Source organism: Plantactinospora soyae, from assembly GCF_014874095.1.
Lineage (GTDB): Bacteria > Actinomycetota > Actinomycetes > Mycobacteriales > Micromonosporaceae > Plantactinospora > Plantactinospora soyae.
This window is the reverse complement of sequence record NZ_JADBEB010000001.1, coordinates 2,176,285-2,196,754: the sequence shown is the minus strand read 5'-3', so window position 1 is coordinate 2,196,754 and position 20,470 is coordinate 2,176,285. Positions and strand designations below refer to the sequence as shown.

Sequence of the window (20,470 nt, the reverse complement as noted above, 5' to 3'; positions counted from 1 at the left end):
GTCCGGCAGGCTCGATGCCGACGGGGGTGGCGGCGGTGCGGGTGAGACTCGATGTCACGGTGTCCGCTCGGGGCGTCGCGACCCGGGTCGGCATCGCGGTACTGGCTGCGGTTCCGGCCGTCGTCGTCCGGCTGTCCGGCGGTCATCTGCCGCCGCTGGTCGGGATGGCGGTCTTCGGGGTGGCGGTGCTGTCGGCGGTGGCGCTGCTGATGTGGGCCTCGGAGGTCGCCCGGGTGGACCTGCCGGGCAGTCTCGCGCTGGCACTGCTCGCACTGGTGGCGGTGCTGCCGGAGTACGCGATCGATATCTACTTCGCGTTCGCCGCCGGCTCCGATCCGGAGTTCGCGGCGTTCGCGCTGGCGAACATGACCGGCGCCAACCGGCTGCTGATCGGGGTCGCCTGGCCGCTGCTGGTCTTCTTCGCCATCTGGGCCGTACGTCGGCGGGGGCGACCCGGCGACCGCAACGGCGTACGGCTGTCCCCGCACCGGCGGACCGAGACCGTGTACCTGCTGATGGCGACCGTGTACGCGCTGGTCATCCCGGTCACCGGTCGGCTGGCCTGGTACGACACCGTGGTCCTGGGCGGCCTGTACGCGCTCTACCTGTCCCGGATCGGGCGGACCGAGCACGCCGAGGAGGGGCTGGTGGGGGTGGCGGCCACCCTCGCCAACCAGCCCACCAAGCGGCGCCGGTTGACGGCCACGGCCCTGTTCGGCACCGCCGCCGTGGTGATCCTCAGTGCCGCCGAGCCGTTCGGCAGGTCCCTGGTCGAGGCCGGCTCGACGCTGGGGATCGACGAGTTCCTGCTCGTCCAGTGGCTGGCTCCGGTGGCGTCCGAGGCTCCGGAGGTGATCGTGGCGGTGGCCTTCGCCCTACGGGGTCGGGCCGACGACGGGCTGGGCGCCCTGCTGGCGGCGAAGCTCAACCAGTGGACCCTGCTCGTCGCCTGTCTGCCGATCGCCTTCTACCTCGGCGGCGGCGAGTTCGCCGGGCTGCCGTTGGACGCCCGGCAGACCGAGGAGTTGTACCTCACCACCGCGCAGACTCTGCTCGGCGTCGCGATCCTGCTGGATCTGCGCATCTCCCGTAGCGAGGCGGCGCTGCTGTTCCTGCTGTTCGCCGTGCAGTTCGCCGTGCCGACCCAGACGGTCCGCTACGTGGTCGCCGTCGCGTACGCGATCCTGGCCGGGATCCTGTTCCTCCGCCAGCGCCGGGAGCTGCCCACCCTGGCCCGGGCCGCCTGGCCGACCGGCCGCGCCCGGTCGCGCTCCTGAGGCGACGCCGCACCGGCCGGACTCGCCGGAACCGGCGCGGCGCGGCCGGGATGAGCAGGCGGTACCGGGATCAGTGCGGCAGCAGTCGTTCGATGGTGATCGGCAGTGACCGGATCCGGCGGCCGGTGGCGTGGAAGACGGCGTTGGCGATGGCCGGGGCCACACCGACGATGCCGATCTCACCGAGTCCCTTCATCCCGACCGGATGAAGCCCGTCCGGCGCGCCGAGAAAGACGACGTCGAGTTCGGGTACGTCCGCGTGGACCGGGATCAGGTACTCGCCGAAGGTCGCGTTGGCGACCCGGCCCGCAGGGTCGAACACGGTCCGCTCCAGCATCGCCATCCCGAGCCCCATCACCGTGGCCCCGATGATCTGGCTGCGCGCGGTCTTCCGGTTGAGGACCCGGCCCGCGTCGACGACCGTGACGATCCGCCGGACCCGCAGCAGTCCGAGTTCCTCGTCGACCCGGACCTCCACGAACCGGGCGGCGAACGAACCGGACGGCGCCATCGGTACGCCGTCGACCTGCGGAGTGGCCTCGCCGTCCGCGGTCAACTCGTCCCGACCGTGCCGGGCCAGGATGTCGAGGTACGTCTCCCCGACCGACGGATCGTGCACGAGGTGCAGGCGACCGTCGGTGGCGCGGACCTCGTCCGGCTCCCGGCCCCGCAACGGTGACCGGTCGTCGCCCGCGACGAGGGTCAGGAAGGCCCGCAGCAGGTTGCCGGCCGTGGCGTGGATCGCCGCGCTCAGCGCCACCGCCAGCCCCGACCCGCCGGACTGCGGGGCGGGTGGCAGGTCGCTGTCCCCGATCGCCACCCGGACCCGGCCCCGGTCGAGGCCGAGCAGTTCGGCCGCGAGCTGGGTCGCGATCGTGTAGGTACCGGTACCGAGGTCGGTGGCCGCACTGCGTACCTGGGCCGTACCGTCGCGACGGATCGAGATGCTGGCCCGGCACGGCGACTGGTACCACTCGAACGTCACGCCGGCCATCCCGTAGCCGACCAGCCAGTTGCCGTCCCGCGTCGACCGGATCCCCGGGTTCCGCCCGGCCCAGCCGAAGCGCTCGGCGCCGACCCGGTAGCAGTCCCGCAGGGCCTTGCTGGACCACGGCAGCCCCGACTGTGGGTGGACCTCCGCATAGTTGCGCAGTCGCAGTTCGAGCGGATCGATCCCCAGTTCGTAGGCCAGTTCGTCGAGCGCCGACTCCAGGGCGAAGTGCCCCTGGACGGTGCCGGGGGCGCGCATCCAGCCGGGATTGGGGATGTTCAGCCGTACCTGCCGGTCCCGGGTCGCGACGTTCGGGCAGGCGTACGCCAGGGCCGTACCCCTGCTGAGGGGTTCGAGATTGGTCTCCTCGATCCCGATCGTCGAGGTGCCCTCGTGGTCGATCGCCACCAGCCGGCCGTCCCGGGTGGCACCGAGGCGTACCCGCTGCACCGTCTCCGGCCGGTGGCCGATGGAGGTGAACATCTGTGGCCGGGTCAGCACCAGTTTGACCGGGCGGTCGAGTGTCCGGGCGGCGAGCACGGTCAGCACCGTGTGCGGCGGGACCCGGAGCCCCGCTCCGAACCCGCCACCGATGTGCGGCACCAGTACCCGTACGTTCCCCTCCGGTACGCCGAACACGGCGGCCAGGGTGCTCCGGACCAGCATCGGCCACTGGGTTGTCTCGTGTACGACCAGCCGGTCCGCCTCCCAGCAGGCCACCGTGGTGAAGAGCCCGAGTGGGTTGTTGGTCTCCGGGGCGATCGCGAACGTGGCGTCGAGGACCACCTCGGCGGCGGCCAACCCGGCGGCCGCGTCGCCGCGTTCCGTGTCCGTCCCGTACGGGTTCTCCAGCACCGGGGCTCGCGGGTTGTCGATGCCCAGCACCGGAGGCGTCTCGGCGTAGTCGACCTCGACCAGCCGGGCCGCCGTGGCCGCCTGCTCGGGGGTTCCGGCCACCACGATGGCCACATGCTGGCCGTAGTGCAGGATCCGGTTGTCCGTGAACGGGTACCGGGGCGGCGAACCGAACGGCGACGGCGGTGGTGCGGCAAGCTCCGGAGTGTTCTGGTACGTGAGCACGGCCACCACTCCGGGGGCGGCTTCCGCCGGTCCGGTGTCGATCCGGCTGATCGTTCCCGCCCCGATCGGCGACTGGACGAGCGCGGCGTGCACCAGGCCCGGCAGGGCGACGTCCGACGGGTACGGGGCGGTGCCGGTCACCTTGAGCGGTCCCTCGACCCGGTCGACCGGATCTCCGAGCAGATAGTTCCCGACCACCGCAGTCATGACCGCACCCCCGATACGACGGCGGTGCCGCCCGACGCCGACGCCTGCCGCCGACGTCGTTCCGGCGACGTCACCGGGTCCGCCGCCCCGACGGCCGCTCGGCCCACGGCGACTGCCGGACCTGCTGGGAAACCTACAAGGCGTCCGGGCCGCGGTCGGGGGCGAACCGGCGATTGCCACTCGCCGGAGTGAACCCGCGGGGTCCGCTCGAACTGGATTGACTTCCCGTTGACCGTTCGGGTTTGCTTGCGCCGCCTTCAACATCAACTGGGAGTAGTGCAGACGTGGGCAGACGAATTCGCGCGGCCGTGCTGGCCGCGCTGACCATCGGGATCGCCGCCGGCTGCGGCGACAGCGCGGGAACGCCGTCCGCCGGTGGCGCGGCCTCGGCAAGTCCGGGTACGACCCCGGTGGCGCCGGGTCCCCCCTGGTACGACGATGTCGCGCCGGCCACGGCCGCCGCCAAGGTCGGTCCGAAGGGTACGCCCTGCGAGCTGCCGATCACCTTCGATCTGCCGGCGAAGTGGAAGGCCAAGCCGGTCGTGTTCAACCCCGACTTCGCCGAGTTGATCCAGGTGGGTGGCTCGACCATGAGCTGCGAGATCGACGCGAAGCCGGCCGGCAACATCGGCTTCATCCGGGTCTGGGTCGTCGACCGGGGTGCCGTCATCGGCGCCCGTAAGGGCCTGGAGGAGTTCGTCGCCAAGTACGGCAAGCTCACCGACGTGCAGTACCGGGACACCAAGGCCGGTCCGCTGATCGCCACCGAGGTGACGTTCATGGAGGAGAGCGAGCTGACCGGTGAGGCCAAGCGGGGCCGGGCACTGGTGGTGGCGACCCGGATGGGGACGATGCTGCTGACCCTGAGTGGTACCGACACCGAGGAGTTCGAGGCGATGTTGCCGGCGTTCCAACTCGCCAGGCAGACGGTCTCGGTTACCAGGTAGCGGCGATCGACGTACCCGAACACCTCCGCACCGGCCGGTGCGGAGGTGTTCGGCGTTTCCGGGCTCTGTTGGTACGGCGTCCGGGCGGATCGCGACTATCGGGTCCAGGTGGCCGGGCGACCGAGGTAGTGCAGCAGCACCGTGACGTCGTCCGCGCCGGGGTCGGTGTCGAGCGCCGGTGCGTAGGCACCGTAGGTCCGGAGCGGCTCGACGATGTTGCGGGCGACGATCAGCAGCGGCCGGGCCAGCTCGGGAGTGAGCGCAGATGGCTGACCGGTGGCCACGGCGATGTCCCAGGCGTGTACGGCGGCGTCGAGCGCGCAGGCTCCACCGGCGAGCCACGCCGGCATCGGCCCCTGCGGCAGCGGGGTGGCCACCGCGTTGGCGTCGTCCTCGACCGTGGCCCAGGCCTCGGCCGAGGCGACCAGCACCGGGTCGAGGAGGGAACGCGGCTCCCCGTCGAGTTGACCGGAGGGCGTGAAGGGGTTCTCCGAGGGCCCCGGCCCACCGGTGATCGCCGAGGTGAAGGCCATCTGATCGCCGGTCGCGTGCTGGATGACCTGCGCCACCGACCACTGCTCGCAGGGCGTACGCAGGCTCTGGTCCTGCGTACCGACGCCGGCGACGGCGGTCAGCAGCGCGGTGTGCGCGTCGGCCAGTACTGCGCGCCAGTCGGAGATGGTGCTCGTCCCGCTCATGTCCCGTACCTCTTCCCGCCGGTGTTCCGCCGGCATCTCCCACGCTGCCTCGTCCTCGTTCAGCTTATCAGAACGGAATGATCTGTTCCGCTATCGGGCAGGAATGTGACGCGGACCACTCGGACCGTTTTGCCTAACGGGCCAGCAGGGATCGGAGCGCCCTGACGACCTCGGCGGGGGCCTCCTCGGCCATGAAGTGCCCGCAGGAGACGGTGGTGTGCTCCAGGTCCGAAGCCCAGCCGCGCCACAGCCCGGCAGCGTCGAAGCCGAGGGCGGTGCCCCAGTCCTGCTGGAGGACGGTCACCGGCATGCCGAGCCGGTTTCCGGCGGCCCGGTCGACCCGGTCCTGCTCGACGTCGATCCCGGCCGAGGCACGGTAGTCGGCGACGATGGAGGGAACGGCCTCGCGGGACGCCTTCAGGTAGGCGGCACGCACCTCGGCGGGAATCGCCTCCGGGTTCCGGGTCCAGATGTCGAGGAAGTAGCCGAAGAAGGCGTCGGGGCTGGCGCCGATCAACTGCTCGGGCAGCCCCGGCGGCTGCGCCATCAGGTAGAGGTGGAAGCCGACGGCGGCGGTGACGCCGTGCATGACGTCCCACATGTCCAGGGTGGGCAGCACGTCGAGCGAGGCGAGGTGGGTCACCGTGCCGGGGTGGTCCAGGCCGGCGCGGATGGCGACCAGGGCGCCACGATCGTGTCCGGCCAGCGCGAAGCGCTCGTGGCCCAGCGCACGGGCGAGCGCGACGACGTCGGCGGCCATGGTCCGCTTGGCGTACGTCGTCCCGTCGGCGTCGGCGGGCTTGTCGCTGGCGCCGTAACCGCGAAGGTCCGGACAGATGACGGTGTGGTCGGCGGCGAGGTCGGCCGCGACGTGCCGCCACATGAGATGGGTCTGCGGAAAGCCGTGCAGCAGTACGACGGGGCTGCCCGAGCCGCCGACGGCGACGTTCAGGGCCACGCCGTCGGCGACGCCGACGCGTTGGTAGTCGAAACCGTTGATCCTGGGTTCCACGATGGTGCCTTTCTTGTGCGACCGGCGAGCCGGTTGGGGCAGGCGAGCTGGTTGGGACAGGTGGGACAAGTGGGGTAAGGGAGGGAGCGGGGTCAGACCGGAAGGCTTCCGTTCGCCGGGCCGTACCCGCCGTGGTGCCTTCCCAGCGTGGCCGGCGGTGATCAGCGGCGGATCAGCATCGGATGAGTACGCCGGCCGTACCCGGATGTCCGCCGGATGCCCCGCCCGTGCGGCGGTCGGTGACCGGGCGGAGACCGCCGGGCGGGCAACCGCTGCTGCGTACATTGGGGCCATGACCAGGCAGGCGACGGCGCAACCGGTCGCCTTCGGCGTGCTTGGCCCGGTGGAGGCCGCGTCCGAACGTGGTCCCGTTCCGCTGAAGGGCCCCCGCCAACGCGCGGTACTGGCCCGCCTGCTGATCGCCCGGGGCAGGGTCGTACCGGTCGACCGGCTCGTCGACGATCTGTGGGATGTACCCCCGGATGGCGCGGTCGCGGCGATCCGTACCTTCGTGTCCGACCTGCGCCGCGCCCTGGAGCCGGATCGACCGCCCCGGCAGCAGGCCCGACTGCTGGTGACCGCGCCGCCCGGCTACGTGCTGCGCGCGGCACCCGACGCGGTGGACGCCTGGCGGTTCGAGGCGATGGTCGGCGAGTCCGGGCGGCTGCTGGCAACCGGCGAGGGTACGGCGGCGCTGGCGGGTCTGGACGAGGCGCTCGCCCTCTGGCGCGGACCCGCGTACGCCGAGGTCGCCGGGGAGATCTGGGCCCGTGCGGAGATCGACCGGCTGGACGAGCTGCGGATGCTGGCCGTGGAGCGTCGGGCCGAGGCCCTGCTGCTGGTGGGACGGGCCAGCGATGCCGTCTTCGAACTCCAGGCCCACACGCGGACCCAACCGCTGCGCGAGGACGCCTGGCAGTTGTTCGCCACCGCCCTGTACCGGTCCGGCCGGCAGGGCGAGGCGCTCGCCGCGTTGCGCCGGGCGCGCCAGACCCTGGCGACGGAACTCGGCCTCGATCCGGGACCCCGGCTGCGGCAGCTCGAGGCCGACATCCTCGCCCAGGCGCCACAACTGCACCCGGCAGCCGCGCAGAAGCCCGCACCGCGGCCGTTCGTCGGCCGCGCCGAGGAGCTGGCCCAGCTGGAGCAGGTCGCCGCGACGGTCGTCCGGCAGGCCCGACCCACCCTCGCCCTGATCTCGGGAGACGCGGGGACGGGCAAGACGGCGCTGGCCGAGGCGCTCACCCGGCGGCTCTCGACAGCCGGCTGGACGACGGCCTGGGGCCGGATCCCCGAGTACGACGGTGCGGCGATCGCCGGGCCGTGGACGCAGATCATCGACACGTTGACCGAGCCGGTTCCCGCGCCCGTTCGGGCGCAACCTGCGCAGGGCGACGCGGAGGCCGTCCACTCGGAGGCCGTCCACTCGGAGGCCGTCCACTCGGCGGCCGGAGACCCCGCCGTGTCCCGGGTACGCCTCCGGCACGCCACGCTGTCCCGGCTGGCGAGGGTCGCGGAGCAGGGGCCGGCGCTGCTCGTCGTCGACGATCTGCACCGGGCGGACGAGAGCAGCCTGGACCTGCTGACGACGCTGGTGGCGCAGCCGGCACCGGTCAACGGACCCGTGCTGGTCGTCGGGACGTACCGGGCCACGGAGATCACTGCGGAGCTGACGGCGGCGCTGGCCCGGATCGCTCGTACCGAGCCCGTACGGATCTACCTGGGCGGGTTGTCCGAGACGGCCACCGGCGAACTCGCCCGTGCGGTCGCCCGGCAACCCCTGGACGCGTCCACCGGACACCTGATCCATCGCCGCAGCGGTGGCAACCCGTTCTTCGTCCGGGAGTTGGCGCGGCTGGTCGCCGCCGAGGGTGTTCCGGCGGTAGAGAAGATCCCGGCGGGGGTACGGGACGTGATCCGGCACCGCCTGAGCCGACTTCCGGACCCGGCGCGGACCGTGTTGCGCCAGGCCTCGGTGATCGGCCGGGACATCGACCCGGACGTACTGGTCGGGCTGGTCGGCGACGAGGGGACGATGCTCGACGCCCTGGACACCGCCCTCCAGGCCGGTTTCCTGACCGAGGAGGCGCCCGGCGGCCGGCCACGCTTCACCCACATCCTGGTACGCGACACGCTCTACGGCGACCTGTCCGCGATGCGCCGGGCCCACTGGCACGCCGCTGTCGCCGAGTCGATCGAACGGCTGCACCCGCACGACGTCGCCGCCCTCGCCCACCACTTCCAGCAGGCCGGTACCCGGGCCACCGCACCCCGCGCCGCCCGGTATGCCCATGCCACGGCCGAGCAGGCCGAACGCCGATCCAACCCGCACGAGGCGGTACGGCTGTGGCGACAGGCGATCACCGCCCACGACCGCGCCGACCGGGCGGACGTACCCGGGCGGTTGGCGGCGGTCATGGGGCTGGGTCGGGCGCTCGCCGTGACCGGTCGACTGGGCGAGGCGCGCCGGCTCCGGGCCGAGGCGATCACCACCGTCGAGCGGCTCGACGACCCGCAGTTGACCGCCAACGTGATCGCCGCCTTCCAGGTGCCCGCCATCTGGACCCGCAACGACGACGAACAGCTCTCCACGCAGATCGTCCGGGTCGCCGAACACGCCCTGGCCGGGCTCGGCGAGGACCAGCTCGTACCCCGCAGCCGCCTGTTGAGCACGGTGGCGTTGGAGCTGCGCGGGACCCGTACGGACCGCGGCCGGCGCGCGGCGGACGAGGCCACCGCGATCGCCCGGCGGACGGCCGACCCGGCGCTGTTGGCCTTCGCCCTCAACGCGCGCTTCATGCACACCTTCGAGCGGCCCGGCATGGCCGACGCGCGCGCCCGGGTCGGCACCGAACTGGTCGACCTCGCCGCCCGGCACAAGCTGGTGACCTTCGAGGTACTCGGCCACCTCATCGGGTTGCAGGCGCACTGCGCGCTCGGCGACCTCGCCACCGCCGACGCGCACGCGAAAGCCGCCGACCGCCTGGCCGACCGTTACGGCCTGCCCTCGGTGAGCGTCTTCACCCGCTGGTACGCCGCCCTGCGCCTGGCCGTGGACGGTCGTCCCGCCGAGGCGGAGGCCGGATACCGGGCCGCGAACGCCCAGCTCGTCGGTGGCGGGATGCCGGGCATGGCCGACGGACTGCTTCCGCTCGCCCTGCTCTCCCTGTCCCTCCAGACGTCGACTCCGTTGGTCGGGTGGGAAGGCTGGAACTGGGGCCCGTACGAGCCCTGGACCCGCCCGCTGCTGCTGTTGGCGGCCGGCCGTCGGGGCGAGGCCGCCGGAGCGCTGTCGACCGTGCCGGAGTCACCCCACGACCTGCTCTGGGAGGCCCGGCTCTGCCTGATCGGCCGAGCCGCCCTCGCCCTCGACGACCACCCGACGATGCGGTACGTCCACAGCCAGCTCCTGCCGGCCGCCAACGAGCTGGCCGGCGCGGGAAGCGGCGTACTCACACTGGGTCCGGTGGCCCGGCACCTCGGCGATCTCGCCGCCGCGCTCCGAAGCTGACCCGCGCCGGGACTGACCTGCGCCGGGGCGGACGGCCCGTACGCTCGGACGGCACGATCGGCGGTGGCACCCACGCCGACGCGCGGACCTGGGCTGGAACGATTCTGGTGGTTCCGGCCAGCCCCGGGTAATTTCAGCTGACCAGCACCTTCACCGTCGATTGAGGAACCTCGCCACGTGTCGAACATCGAGAAGGTCACCGGGGAACTGCGTGCGTTGTTGGCGGGCGTGGAGCGGGCGCAGGGTCAGGCCGCGGCCGCCGGCGAACAGGCACAGGAGGTCGCCGCCCGGGCCGCTGGCGCCGGTTTCCTCGCGGTGGCCGCAGGCATGGCCCGGGTGAAGGACGCGGTCAACGGCATCCAGGGCCGGCTGGGCGAACTCGGTGAACTGATCGGAGAGGCGACGAAGAGGACCGCCGCCGTCCCCCAGGGCTCCACGCCCGAGGAGACGATCAGCGGGCTTACGCCGTTGCAGAGCACGCTCGACAACAGCCGCAGCGTGGCGACCCGCACCATCGAGCAGGTCACCGAGGCACAGCAACTCGTCACCGTCATCCTGCAGGGCGGTCAGCCCGGGCCGATGCTCTCGGCACTGGAGAACATCAAACAGGTCCTCGCGCAGGCGACCCAGCGCGCCGGCACCGCCCGGCAGTACGTCGACGCGGCGATCGTCGAGGCGCGACAGCTCGGGTCCTCGGGGAACTGACCGGGGCTCGCGGTCGCCCGGCGGCTGGCCGGTGAACCCGCTGCGCAGCCCTGCCGCAGGGTGATCATGTGATCGCAGGTACAACCTTGCGGATGGCGCGCCCAGCGGTAGCGTAAGTAGACATGGGGGATGAAGTACGCGCCGATCCGGTGGAGATAGCCAGGGTCGCTCAGTCTTATCTGGAAAGTTCCACCGAGCTCGCGACCGCGCTGCGCACGGTGCGCGCCGAGGCGCTGATCTCACCATCCGACTTCGGGCAGGTCAGCTCGGCCGGGCAGCTCAACGATGCCTACACGGCCGTGGCTGCCAGCGCCGGCACGGCCGTCGAGCGCGTCATCGCCGTGCTGGAGGTCGACAACGAGAGCCTGCTCCAGGTCGCCTTCGCCTACCAGCAGGCCGACGAGCGGGCGGCCCAGCGCCACCGCAGCGCCCATCCCAACATCCCGATCTAGAAAGGACCGTCTGATGGGCATCCCACCGGAGGATCGGGAAATCCATGTCGACGCCGCGCTCTGGGACCTTCAGGCGAACCCGGGCCGGATTGAGAGCGCCGCTTCGGCATGGCAGCGCTTCGGCAAGGCGAGCGCGACGATCGGCGACAACCTCGACGCGGACGCGCGGAAGTTGATGGGCTCGCAGTGGTCGGGGACGGCCCGCGACTCGTTCGGCCAGCACCAGTCCAAGGTGTTCGACAGCCTGGACACGATGGGCGCCCAGGCCAGCAAGCTCGCCTCGGCGCTCGACGGCGTGGCGGACCTGCTGCGGTGGTACCAGGGCGCGCTCGACACCGAGCGTGAACAGATCATGGGCGCCGTACCGAGCTGGCGTGCGGGCGGCGAGATAGTGTTCCGGTGGAACAAGCCCGAGCAGGCCACCAAGGTCACCGAGGCGACCGGCCGTGCCCGCGTCCTCCGCAAGGAGCTTGACGACGCCCTGAAGGGCAAGCTGAGCGGCTTCGCTGCCACGGAGTGGGAAGCCATCTCGAAGCAGTGGGACAGCGTCTCCTCCGGGGCGGCCGACCCCTTCACGCTGCCCGCGGAGGCGACCGGCGTCTCGGTGCTCATGGTCGACGGCCGGGCCGTGGTCAACACCGGGCCGGGCGACGACAACGTCAAGGTGACTCGCGACCCGGACACCGGCCAGGTCATTGTCGAGGTCAACGGCGCCAAGTACTACTACCCCGAGGGCACGCCGGTGACGATCCGCGCCGGGGACGGCAACGACCGCGTCGAGGTGCCCAAGGGCGCGAATCTCAGCCTCACCCTGCTCGGCGGCGAGGGCAACGACGAGCTGCGCGGCGGGGACGGCAACGAGCGGATCGTCGGCCTGCACGGCGACGACAAGATCTACGGCGGCGCCGGAAACGACTACGCCTCGGCCGGCTCCGGCCGTGACTACGCCGACGGTCAGGGCGGCAACGACCTCCTGGCCGGCGGGCGCGGCAACGACGTCGTCTACGGACTGTCCGGCAACGACAACATTGCCGGCGGCGAGGGCGAGGACTATCTCGAGGGCGCGACCGGCGACGACACCGTGCATGGCGGAGCGGGCCGGGACACCATTTCCGGCGGCCGTGACAGCGACCGGCTCGACGGCGGGTCCGGCGACGACGTGCTCTACGCCGGCCACGGTCGTGACACTGTCACCGGTGGCGGCGGCGCCGACACCGCCTACCGCCAGGATGAGGACCAGGCGACCGGGGTACGCCAGGATGTGCGGGTCGAGGTGAGCGATGCGGCGCAGTACATCCAGATCCAGGGCTCGCCCGAGTTCCAGGAGCGCGTCCGCGCCGACCTCGACATGATGCGTGCCTCGCCGGTCGGGCAGCAGATGCTCACCGAGCTCGACGACATCCACAACGACACCTCCGCCGTCGCCTCCGACTGGCCGGTGCTCGGCGGAGTCTCCTACCAGGGCAACCCGCTCGTCATCACCGAAGCCGACTCCAACACAGCCTCGTCCACCAGCAACTGGCATCTGGGCGAGGACTACGAGGTCACCTACAACCCGAGCCGGCTCTCCTCTTCGGACGACCGTCCGCCGGTCGCGGGGCTGTTCCACGAGTTCGCCCACGTCTACGACTACGGAAACGACACCTCCGCGTCCGGTACCCACGAAGGCCCGGACGATGTCGGAATCGAGAACGATGAGCGGGAGGCCGTCGGCCTTCCGATCGACGAGGACAAGGACCCGAACACACCCGGCCAGATCGACCCCGACCACCCCTTCGGTTACACCGAGAATGCTTTCCGCGACGAGTTGGGCTGGCCGAGAAGGACGTCCTACTCTTGATCAGGAAGCTGCTCCTCGCCGGCACCGCGGCCCTGACCGTCCTCACGCTGGCCAGCTGCGCGGAGGCACAGGTGGATTTCGAGCCGGAGTGGACCGCGACCGGTGCCAAGCCGACGGTGACCTTCGACGCCGAGGTCACCCCCCGATCGGGGGCACTGGCCATCCGCTACACGCTGCGCAATCAGGGCGCGGAGCCGATCGTCGCGTACGTCGGCGTGGAAGGAGACGCGGCCTCGCACGCCTCCGACGTCTACGTGACCGCTCGGAAGGATGGCACGGTCGAGCTGGCCAAGCGCACCTTCGCCATTCCGGACGGGGTGAACGCCGATTCGATCGGCACCATCGAGGGCAAGCTCGTCGCACCTGGCGAGGAGGTCACCGAGGAGTTCACGGTTTCCCTGCCACTCAAGGGCCGTCGCCCCTACGTCGGCGCGGTAAAGCTCCCCGACCCGGTGCGCGAGGTGGTCTTCTGCCTCGGCGCCGTACTTCAGAGCGAAGCGGCCCAGCCGAAACCTGCCACCCAGGGTCGCGGCAAGTATCCGCTGAACGGGCCGCAACACCTCTTCTGCTCGCCACCCGCGACGCTGTGACCCCGAACTCCCTATCCACGCCCCCTCGTCAGATCGATCCGGTGTTGTCCTCCGGACGCTCCGGCCAGGGGTGGCCGGCGAAGAACGACGGAGCCTCGATCGGTCGGCGACCCTCCCGCCAGGACGGTCGGCCCGAGGACACGAAGTGGGTTCCGGCCTCGTTGAGCAGCCAGACGTACGCCCAGTTGATTTTCTCCTGACCGTGCGCGGCTTGCAGCCGAGCGACCTCCGACTCGTTCGGCCGACGCAGGTGCAGGCCCCGGATGATGGGCGCCAGCACCATGAAGGAAACGTTGCCGAACCACACCTCCGAGCGATCCAGTTCGATGCCGCCGGTCGCATAGTCGCAGCGGATCAGGAGCTGACGGTGATTGGCGTTGAACTCCCAGATCCGGTAGTCCCAGTCGGGCCTCAGATAGGGCGAACCGGGGGCCGTCACACCGGGCCTGCCCTGAACTCCGCCCGGTTGGGTTCGGGGAACTCCGTCTTTATCAGCGTTACCACGCATGCGGGCCTCTTCGTGGTCGTCGACGATCGGCAGACCCTGGCGGTGCAGGCCCCGGAGAAGCGGCTCCGGGCCAATCCAGCGCGTATCGTACAGTTCCACACTGATTTTGGTCTATTCCGTGGTGATCACCTCGCCCTTCATCCCGGCTGGGGCGTTTTCGTCTGCGCTCGAATGATCCGGTGCTGCCGCCTACGGGTGCGGCCCGGTTGGCCGGGCATCGGCCCGACTATCCCCTGTACGCGATGGCCTGCCTCCCGAGTGACACCCGCCTCCGCTTGGCAGAATCTCCGGCCAGTGGTGGACGGCTCGGGTCACCGTTGCTGGGCCGAGTTGTCCGTCGGTGCGAGGTCGGCGACCCGGTCCGCCCAGCGGGTCATCAGCGCTGGATCGTGGGTGATGAGCAGGACACCGGCGCGGTGGGTCTGTTGGTAGTCGGTGATGACGGCGGCGACGTGGGCCTGGGTGGAGGCGTCGAGCATGGCGGTGGCCTCGTCGCAGAGCAGGTAGTCGGGGCGGTGGATGAGACCGCGGGCGAGGCAGGCGCGTTGGAGTTGGCCGTCGCTGACCGCGTGTGGTCGCCGGGTGAGCAGGTCGGAAGTGAGGCCAACCAGTTCGGCGAGTTCGGCGACCCGTTGGCGTACCTCGTGCTCGGGGTGGCGGGTGGCCCGCAGTGGTTCGGCGATCAGGTCGGTCAGGCTCAATCGTGGGTCGGCGGCGGCGCGGGGGCTCTGGAACAGGACGGCGATCCGGGTACGGACGGCGACCGGTACTGCGTAACGCGTACCGGTGACCGGGGTGCCGTCGATGCTGACCTGCCCATGGATCGGGCGGTGTAGCAGGGCGAGGACCCGGACGAGGGTGGATTTGCCACCGCCCGATGGTCCGCGTAGCCCCACCGTCTCGCCGCGCGCGATCCGCAGGCTGACCCGGTCCAGTACCACCTGGCGGCCGTAGCCGGCGGTGACCTCGTGGGCGGTGAGGTGTGCTGGTGCTGCGGTCACGACGGTGCTCCGGAGTTCAACGGTTGGTGGCAGGCGACCGCGCCGGTGTCGTACGACGTCAGCGGGGGTTGGCGTTGGCAGGTGTCGGTGACGTACGGGCAGCGGGGCGCGAAGGCGCAACCGGTCGGCAGGGCGGTGAGCATCGGCGGATGGCCCGGGACCGGGCGGAAGGCCCGATCCGGCAGCGCGTCGAGCAGGGCAGCGCTGTACGGGTGGACGGGTGCGCTGAAGAACCGGTCGGCGGGTTGGTGTTCGACGATGCGGCTGGCGTACATGACGGCGATGCGGTCGGCGACCCGTTCGGCGGCGGCGAGGTCGTGGGTGATGAGGACCACCGCGTTCCCGCTGTCGCATCTGCCGCGGAGCAGGTCGAGGGTGTGGTCGACCAGTGGCCGGTCCAGGCCGGAGGTGGGTTCGTCGGCGATCAGCAGGGCCGGATCCGGGGCGAGCGCGAGGGCGGTGACCAGTCGTTGCGCCATCCCGCCGGAGAGTTCGTGTGGATAGCGGTCCAGGTCTACGGGGTCGAGACCGACATCGGCGGCGACCCGTTCGGCTCCGGCGCCGGCCTCGGCCCGGGTGTGCCCGTGGGCGCGCAGGGTCTCCTCGACCAGTCGTCGGCCGGTACGGACCGGATTGAGCGCGGTGGCCGGACTCTGCGGCACCAGTCCGACCCGGCGGCCCCGTACCCGGGTGGCGAGTTGCCTTTCGCCGCAGCCGATCAGGTCGACCGGGCCGCTGTCCGGCACATGGAGTACGGCGCGGCCGGTGACCGTGGCGTTGCGGGGCAGCAGGCCGAGCAGGGCGTGGGCGAGGACGGACTTGCCGCAGCCGGACTCGCCGACGATGGCGACCAGTTCTCCGGGGTGGACGGTGAGGGTGAGGTCGGTGACGGCCTGCACGGTCGCGTCGCGGAGCCGGAACTGGACGGTGAGGCCGTCGACGGTGAGCACCGGCGTGCCGGAGTCGTGCCGATCGGTGGTGGCTGCGCTGGTGGGTCGGCTGGTGTTCACAGGTGCAGCTCCGCTCGGACGCGGGGGTCGAGCCGGTCCCGCCAGCGGGCCGCGAGGACGGCGATCGACAGGGTGACCACGACGATGGCCAACCCGGGGGCGAGGCTGGCCCACCACGCGCCGGTGAGCAGTGACCCCTGGGCGTCGTTGATCATGTTTCCGAGCGAGGCGAGGTGCGGTGGCAGGCCCAGCCCGAGGAAAGAGAGCGCGGTCTCGTGCCAGACGGCGTGCGGGATCATCAGCGTGGTGGCCAGGGCCAGTCGGGGCAGTACGTGTGGCAGCAGGTGCCGGGTCAGTACCCGGACCCGGCTCGCACCGCCGGTGATGGCCGCGTCGATGAACGGCCGGGTACGCAGGCTCAGCAGCTCGGACCGGACGATGCGGGCGGTGGAGAGCCAGTGGGTGAGCCCGATCGAGGCGATGACGGCCCCGAGGCTGGGGCGCAGCATGGCGACGATGAAGATGCCCAGCAGCAGGTGTGGCAGGGCGGCGACGGTGTCCACGATCCGCATCAGGGCCCGGTCGAGTCGGCCACCGATCGTGCCGGCGATCCCGCCCACGATGCCGCCGATGACGGTGGCGACCAGCGCCGCGACCGCGCCGACGAGCAGCGAGACCCGCAGCCCGTAGAGGGCCCGGTGGGCGACGTCCCGGCCGAGGTCGTCGGTGCCGGCCGGATGTGCCCACGACGGGGGCAGTCGGGTCTGGTCGAGGGCGACGGCGCTCTGGTCCAGCGGCCAGAGCAGCGGCGCGAGCAGGCAGGCGGCGATCGTTGCCACCAGCACGGTGCCGGCGACGACGGAACCAGTCTGCCCGGGGCGTAGCCGCAGACGGATCCGCCACAGGGCGGCGGGTCGGGGGCGGGTCAGGTCAGTCATTGAGGCGTACCCGGGGGTCGGCGGCGGCGTAGCCGAGGTCGGCGGCGAGGTTCGCGGTCAGTACTACCGCCGTGGTGAGCAGGGTGATCGCGGCCAGCAGCGGGAAGTCGCTGCCCAGTGCGGCCTGCACGGTGACCGCGCCCAGTCCGGGTAGGGAGAAGACGGTCTCGACCAGCACCGCCCCGCCGACGAGTTCGGGCAGGTGGGTGCCGATCAGGGTGAGGAAGGGCAGCAGCGCGGTACGCAACGCGTGCCCGAACAGCACCGTCCGGCCGGGCAGCCCCCGGGCCCGGGCGGCGAGTACGTGGTCGTCGCGGAGACTGTCGGCGACCGCGTCCCGGACGAAGAGGACGAACCACGGAGCCTGGGACACCGCGAGGACGCCGATCGGCAGAATCAGGTGGTGCGCCACGTCGGTCCACGAGGTGCTGGTGGCGGTCACGTCGGTCAGCCCGCCGGCAGGCAGCCAGCCCAGCGCCAGGGCGAACACGGCGATCGCGGCCAGGCTGAGCCAGAACACCGGCATCGATTCGACCGCGTACGCCGCCGCCCGCAGCCCTCGGTCGAAGAGCCCCCCGCGCCGGTACGCGGCCAGCGCCCCGAGCAGCAGGCTCGCCACCAGGACGACGGCGAGCGCGGCGCTGACCAGTAGCAGTGTCCAGCCGGCACGGGCGGCGATCACCGACGCGACCGGTTCGTGCCGGCTGGTCGACCAGCCCAGGTCACCACGGAGCAGGTTGCCGATCCAGCGCAGGTACTGCACCGGCAGCGGGTCGTCAACGCCCCAGTTGGCCCGGATCTGCGCCAGGTTCTCCTCGGTGGTGGTGAACGCCGCCGCGCCGGCGTACTGCTTCGCCGGGTCGACCGGGGAGGCCGCACCGAGGGCGAACATCCCGATGCTGGTGGCGACGAGCACCGGCACGGCGACCGCCAGCCGGCGCCGGACCACCGTCCCCGCGCCCGCCAGCCGGCTCCGGCGGCGGTTCGTGGCCGGGTGTTCGGACGCCTGGGTTGGGTTCGGTCGCTCTGTCACCTGCGGGTCCAGGTGTGGATGTTCCACCAGAGGCTGTTCGCCACGTCGTGCTCGTGCGCCTCGACCCGGGGCGTCACGCCGTCGATCGAGTCCCGCAGCACGTAGGTGTGCTTCAGATAGGTGAGGTAGACCCACGGCACGTCCGTGGCGAGCTGCTTCTGGAACGTCGAGTACGCGGCCTTGCGCCGGCCCGGGTCTGCCTGGTCCCGGCCCTCCTGCAACGCCTGGTCCACGACCGTCGACGTGTAGTGGCCCGGGTTGAAGTAGCCCTGCCCGGCGAACCGCGACCCGAACAGCTTGTAGGAGACGAAGTCCGGGTCGTACGGGGTGCCGTAGCCCATGATCAGCGGATCCGTGTTGAGTCGGGGGTCGATCGCGTCCCAGGTCAGGCCCTCGGGAGTGATCTCGATGCCGATCTTCTTGGCGTCGGCGGTCACCGCCAGCGCGAGTTCCTTGCGCAGGCTGTCGCTGGCCGGGTACATCAGGGTGAACCGGGCCGGCCGGCCGTCCCTGACCCGCGTGCCGCCCGCTCCGGGTATCCATCCTGCCCCGTCCAGCAGTGCGGTCGCGGCGGCCGGGTCGGCCGTCGGCTTGCCCGCGACGGCGGGCTCGACAAACTCGGAGCTGGGCGGGACCGGCCCGTACCCCGGCTCGCCCGCGCCGCCGAGGACGCCGTTGACCATCGCGGTCCGGTCGACGGCGAGGTTGAGTGCGCGGCGGATCGCCGGGTCGGCGGTGACCGGGTTGCCCATCGGCAGCATCACGCCCCGGTAGTCGGCCGTCGGCACCCGCTCCACCCGGTAGCCGGCGACGCTGTCGAAGCCACTGGCGAGTTTCGGGGCTAGTTCGGCGGCATCGAACTCGCCGGCCCGCATCCGCTGGGCGCGGATGTTGTCGTCGGCGACGAACGCCACCACCAGCCGGCGGTTGGTCGGCTTGCCGGCGAAGTACCGGTCGTTGGCCGTGAGCACCAGCCGGTCGCCGGGGGTCCAGGACTCCACCTGGTACGGGCCGGTGCCCACCGGCCTGCGGTTGAACTCCGCCTTGTTGACGTCCTGGCCGGTCAGCGCCTTGGCCGGTACGACGCCGAGGGTCAGGCGTTGCAGGAACGGCGCGTAGGCGTACCGGAGCCGGAACACCACCGTCGAGGCGTCCGGTGCCTCCACCGACTCCAGCATCTCCAGATCGGACCGGAGCGTCGAGTCCACCTTCGGGTCCAACACCGTCCGGTACGTGAAGACGACATCAGCCGAGGTGAGCGGGCTGCCGTCGTGGAACTGCACTCCGTCGCGCAGCTTCGCGGTCACTGTCCTGCCATCCGGCGACACCGTCGGCAGCTCGGCCGCGAGGCCCGGCACGAGCCGGTTCTGTCCATCCCGGGAGACCAGGCCGTCGAAAATCAGCGACGCGCCGTCGACACCGTAGTTGAGCACTGGATTCAACGTCTCCGGTTCGCCGGCGGTGGCCACCACGAACGTGTCACCAGCGGCCGAGGCGTCGGGCGTGGCCGGTGACGAGCAGGCCGCGACGGCGAGCAGGCCACCGGCGGCGGCCATCGCCACGAGTCGTCGGGGGGTCGGACGCATCCGGGTCACGGAAGTCTCCCGCAGAGGTCAGGTATGGACGGAGACAGCCGCCCACTCCGGGGCGGTCAACCTCGGAGCCGGACGGCCTGGAGACAGGAGTTGATGACCTGATGCGAGATGGCTGGCTCACGCGGTGCCAGGTCACCAACACCCATGGCTGACCACGGTGGCAGAGTTGCAAAAGTTTGGCAATAACACAGTGCCGGCTTTAAGCTGCGGATCTTGTCTACGTAACCGGCCGGCAAACTGCGAACGCCCGAAGAGCGTCCCTTGTGAAGTCATCGAGGGGATAGAACAACTCGATCGCCAGCTCCGACAGCGTCACGTCGGCCGGAGCGCCGAACGTGGCCATGGTGCTGAACATCGACAGTTCGCCCTGTGGGGTACGAATCCTCAATGGCACCTGGATCGGGCTCGGCGGGTGTCCGAGGTTGTCGTCCCCATCCGTGATTTCGCCTGCGGGCACCGGATACCGACACACCTCCTCGTACAGCGAGCGCAGATCGGCGTCGCCGGTGGCGTTGACCTGGCGGAGCAGGCGTTCGAGGAAGAGCGCTCGGACCTGGCCGAGGTTGGCCAACCGGCCAGCCAGCCCGTCGGGGTGCAGGGCCAGGCGAAACACGTTGGGCTGTGGCTCGAGCAGGTTCGGTGGTATGCCGTTCATCAGGATGGCCATGGCCCGGTTGCCGGCCAGTACGTTCCAGCAGCGATCGACGACGACGGCCGGAAACGGCTCGTGCGCCGCCAGCATGGTGTCGAGGGCTGCGCGGATCGACGTCATGGTGTCGTCGTCCAGGCTGCTCTCTCGGTACTCCGGTGCGTAGTCGGCGGCCAGCAGCATGGTGTTGCGGTCGCGCAGGGGGACATCGAGGGCGGCAGACAGGCGCAGCACCATCGTCCGGCTCGGGCGGGCGCGCCCGGTCTCCAGGCAGGAGAGGTGACGCGCGGAGGTGTCCGCCAGAAGGGCGAGGTCGAGCTGGCTGAGCCGGCGACGCTGCCGCCATTGGCGTAGCAGGACACCCGCCCGGGCCGGCCGCTGCGCATCCATCTGCCGGACGTTACCCGGCCGCAGGTCGCGGGTGCCATGACCTGCAAGGTCATTGAGTCCATGCCCCTCGCGTGCCACCGTTCCCAGGACCGGGGG

General features: G+C 71.3%; 17 protein-coding genes. 7 read left to right on the top strand and 10 right to left on the bottom strand.

Annotation, left to right across the window (positions count from 1 at the left end; all coding sequences use genetic code 11):
- Positions 1-35: 35 nt before the first annotated feature.
- Positions 36-1,277, top strand: a complete 1,242-nt coding sequence (locus H4W31_RS09840; protein WP_192766375.1) for a sodium:proton exchanger — start codon at positions 36-38, stop codon at positions 1,275-1,277.
- Positions 1,278-1,347: 70 nt separating this feature from the next.
- On the opposite strand, the gene H4W31_RS09835 is transcribed toward H4W31_RS09840, so the two are convergent.
- Positions 1,348-3,555 carry a xanthine dehydrogenase family protein molybdopterin-binding subunit gene (locus tag H4W31_RS09835; protein WP_192766374.1) on the bottom strand — a complete coding sequence of 736 codons (2,208 nt, stop codon included), beginning with the start codon at positions 3,553-3,555 and terminating at the stop codon, positions 1,348-1,350.
- A 284-nt stretch (positions 3,556-3,839) separates the two neighbouring features.
- Between H4W31_RS09835 and H4W31_RS09830 the strand changes: the two genes are divergently transcribed.
- Entirely contained in the window at positions 3,840-4,502 is a 663-nt protein-coding gene (locus H4W31_RS09830; protein ID WP_192766373.1) for a lipoprotein, read from the top strand.
- A gap of 95 nt (positions 4,503-4,597) precedes the next feature.
- Here the strand turns inward: H4W31_RS09830 and H4W31_RS09825 are convergent, their stop codons facing one another.
- Both H4W31_RS09825 and H4W31_RS09820 read right to left on the bottom strand, forming a co-directional pair.
- Positions 4,598-5,200, bottom strand: a complete 603-nt coding sequence (locus H4W31_RS09825) for a TIGR03086 family metal-binding protein (protein ID WP_192766372.1) — start codon at positions 5,198-5,200, stop codon at positions 4,598-4,600.
- Positions 5,201-5,333: 133 nt separating this feature from the next.
- Entirely contained in the window at positions 5,334-6,212 is an 879-nt protein-coding gene (locus tag H4W31_RS09820; protein WP_192766371.1) for an alpha/beta fold hydrolase, read from the bottom strand.
- A 292-nt stretch (positions 6,213-6,504) separates the two neighbouring features.
- Here H4W31_RS09820 and H4W31_RS09815 point away from each other — a divergent pair, with 292 nt between their 5' ends.
- The 5 genes from H4W31_RS09815 to H4W31_RS09795 all read left to right on the top strand — a co-directional run bounded on the left by H4W31_RS09815 (position 6,505) and on the right by H4W31_RS09795 (position 13,310).
- Positions 6,505-9,723, top strand: coding sequence for an AfsR/SARP family transcriptional regulator (locus H4W31_RS09815; protein ID WP_192766370.1), 3,219 nt, complete (start codon positions 6,505-6,507; stop codon positions 9,721-9,723).
- 177 nt (positions 9,724-9,900) lie between these two features.
- The gene (locus H4W31_RS09810; protein WP_192766369.1) at positions 9,901-10,428 is read left to right on the top strand and encodes a DUF6244 family protein; all 528 of its coding nucleotides are present in this window, start codon (positions 9,901-9,903) and stop codon (positions 10,426-10,428) included.
- A 122-nt stretch (positions 10,429-10,550) separates the two neighbouring features.
- Positions 10,551-10,880 (top strand): WXG100 family type VII secretion target, encoded by a 330-nt coding sequence (locus H4W31_RS09805; protein ID WP_192766368.1) that lies wholly within the window; start codon positions 10,551-10,553, stop codon positions 10,878-10,880.
- Between the two features lie 13 nt (positions 10,881-10,893).
- Positions 10,894-12,720, top strand: coding sequence for a M91 family zinc metallopeptidase (locus H4W31_RS09800; protein ID WP_192766367.1), 1,827 nt, complete (start codon positions 10,894-10,896; stop codon positions 12,718-12,720).
- Positions 12,717-13,310 carry a hypothetical protein gene (locus H4W31_RS09795; RefSeq protein WP_192766366.1) on the top strand — a complete coding sequence of 198 codons (594 nt, stop codon included), beginning with the start codon at positions 12,717-12,719 and terminating at the stop codon, positions 13,308-13,310. Before H4W31_RS09800 ends, H4W31_RS09795 begins: the two co-directional genes overlap by 4 nt.
- 28 nt (positions 13,311-13,338) lie before the next feature.
- On the opposite strand, the gene H4W31_RS09790 is transcribed toward H4W31_RS09795, so the two are convergent.
- From H4W31_RS09790 to H4W31_RS09760, 7 genes are all read right to left on the bottom strand, one after another.
- Positions 13,339-13,917, bottom strand: coding sequence for a hypothetical protein (locus H4W31_RS09790; protein WP_192766365.1), 579 nt, complete (start codon positions 13,915-13,917; stop codon positions 13,339-13,341).
- Positions 13,918-14,129: 212 nt separating this feature from the next.
- Positions 14,130-14,819 (bottom strand): ABC transporter ATP-binding protein, encoded by a 690-nt coding sequence (locus H4W31_RS09785; RefSeq protein WP_318783116.1) that lies wholly within the window; start codon positions 14,817-14,819, stop codon positions 14,130-14,132.
- On the bottom strand, positions 14,816-15,829 hold the full coding sequence (locus tag H4W31_RS43695; RefSeq protein ID WP_192766364.1) for an ABC transporter ATP-binding protein: 1,014 nt from the start codon (positions 15,827-15,829) through the stop codon (positions 14,816-14,818). The genes H4W31_RS09785 and H4W31_RS43695 overlap by 4 nt, the downstream gene beginning before the upstream one ends.
- Positions 15,826-16,707 (bottom strand): ABC transporter permease, encoded by an 882-nt coding sequence (locus H4W31_RS09775; protein WP_192766363.1) that lies wholly within the window; start codon positions 16,705-16,707, stop codon positions 15,826-15,828. The genes H4W31_RS43695 and H4W31_RS09775 overlap by 4 nt, the downstream gene beginning before the upstream one ends.
- Positions 16,700-17,740 carry an ABC transporter permease gene (locus H4W31_RS09770; RefSeq protein ID WP_318783115.1) on the bottom strand — a complete coding sequence of 347 codons (1,041 nt, stop codon included), beginning with the start codon at positions 17,738-17,740 and terminating at the stop codon, positions 16,700-16,702. The genes H4W31_RS09775 and H4W31_RS09770 overlap by 8 nt, the downstream gene beginning before the upstream one ends.
- Complete coding sequence (locus tag H4W31_RS09765) at positions 17,737-19,326, bottom strand: ABC transporter substrate-binding protein (RefSeq protein WP_225946364.1); 1,590 nt, start codon at positions 19,324-19,326, stop codon at positions 17,737-17,739. Before H4W31_RS09765 ends, H4W31_RS09770 begins: the two co-directional genes overlap by 4 nt.
- A gap of 226 nt (positions 19,327-19,552) precedes the next feature.
- The gene (locus H4W31_RS09760) at positions 19,553-20,374 is read right to left on the bottom strand and encodes an MmyB family transcriptional regulator (RefSeq protein WP_192771974.1); all 822 of its coding nucleotides are present in this window, start codon (positions 20,372-20,374) and stop codon (positions 19,553-19,555) included.
- Positions 20,375-20,470: the final 96 nt, after the last annotated feature.

Bases quoted from the DNA above. Each gene is read 5' to 3' on its own strand.
- H4W31_RS09805 (WP_192766368.1), top strand. From the start codon at position 10,551: ATGGGGGATGAAGTACGCGCCGATCCGGTGGAGATAGCCAGGGTCGCT.
- H4W31_RS09835 (WP_192766374.1), bottom strand. From the start codon at position 3,555: ATGACTGCGGTGGTCGGGAACTATCTGCTCGGAGATCCGGTCGACCGG.
- H4W31_RS09800 (WP_192766367.1), top strand. From the start codon at position 10,894: ATGGGCATCCCACCGGAGGATCGGGAAATCCATGTCGACGCCGCGCTC.
- H4W31_RS09815 (WP_192766370.1), top strand. From the start codon at position 6,505: ATGACCAGGCAGGCGACGGCGCAACCGGTCGCCTTCGGCGTGCTTGGC.
- H4W31_RS09775 (WP_192766363.1), bottom strand. From the start codon at position 16,707: ATGACTGACCTGACCCGCCCCCGACCCGCCGCCCTGTGGCGGATCCGT.
- H4W31_RS09825 (WP_192766372.1), bottom strand. From the start codon at position 5,200: ATGAGCGGGACGAGCACCATCTCCGACTGGCGCGCAGTACTGGCCGAC.
- H4W31_RS09760 (WP_192771974.1), bottom strand. From the start codon at position 20,374: ATGGATGCGCAGCGGCCGGCCCGGGCGGGTGTCCTGCTACGCCAATGG.
- H4W31_RS09765 (WP_225946364.1), bottom strand. From the start codon at position 19,326: ATGCGTCCGACCCCCCGACGACTCGTGGCGATGGCCGCCGCCGGTGGC.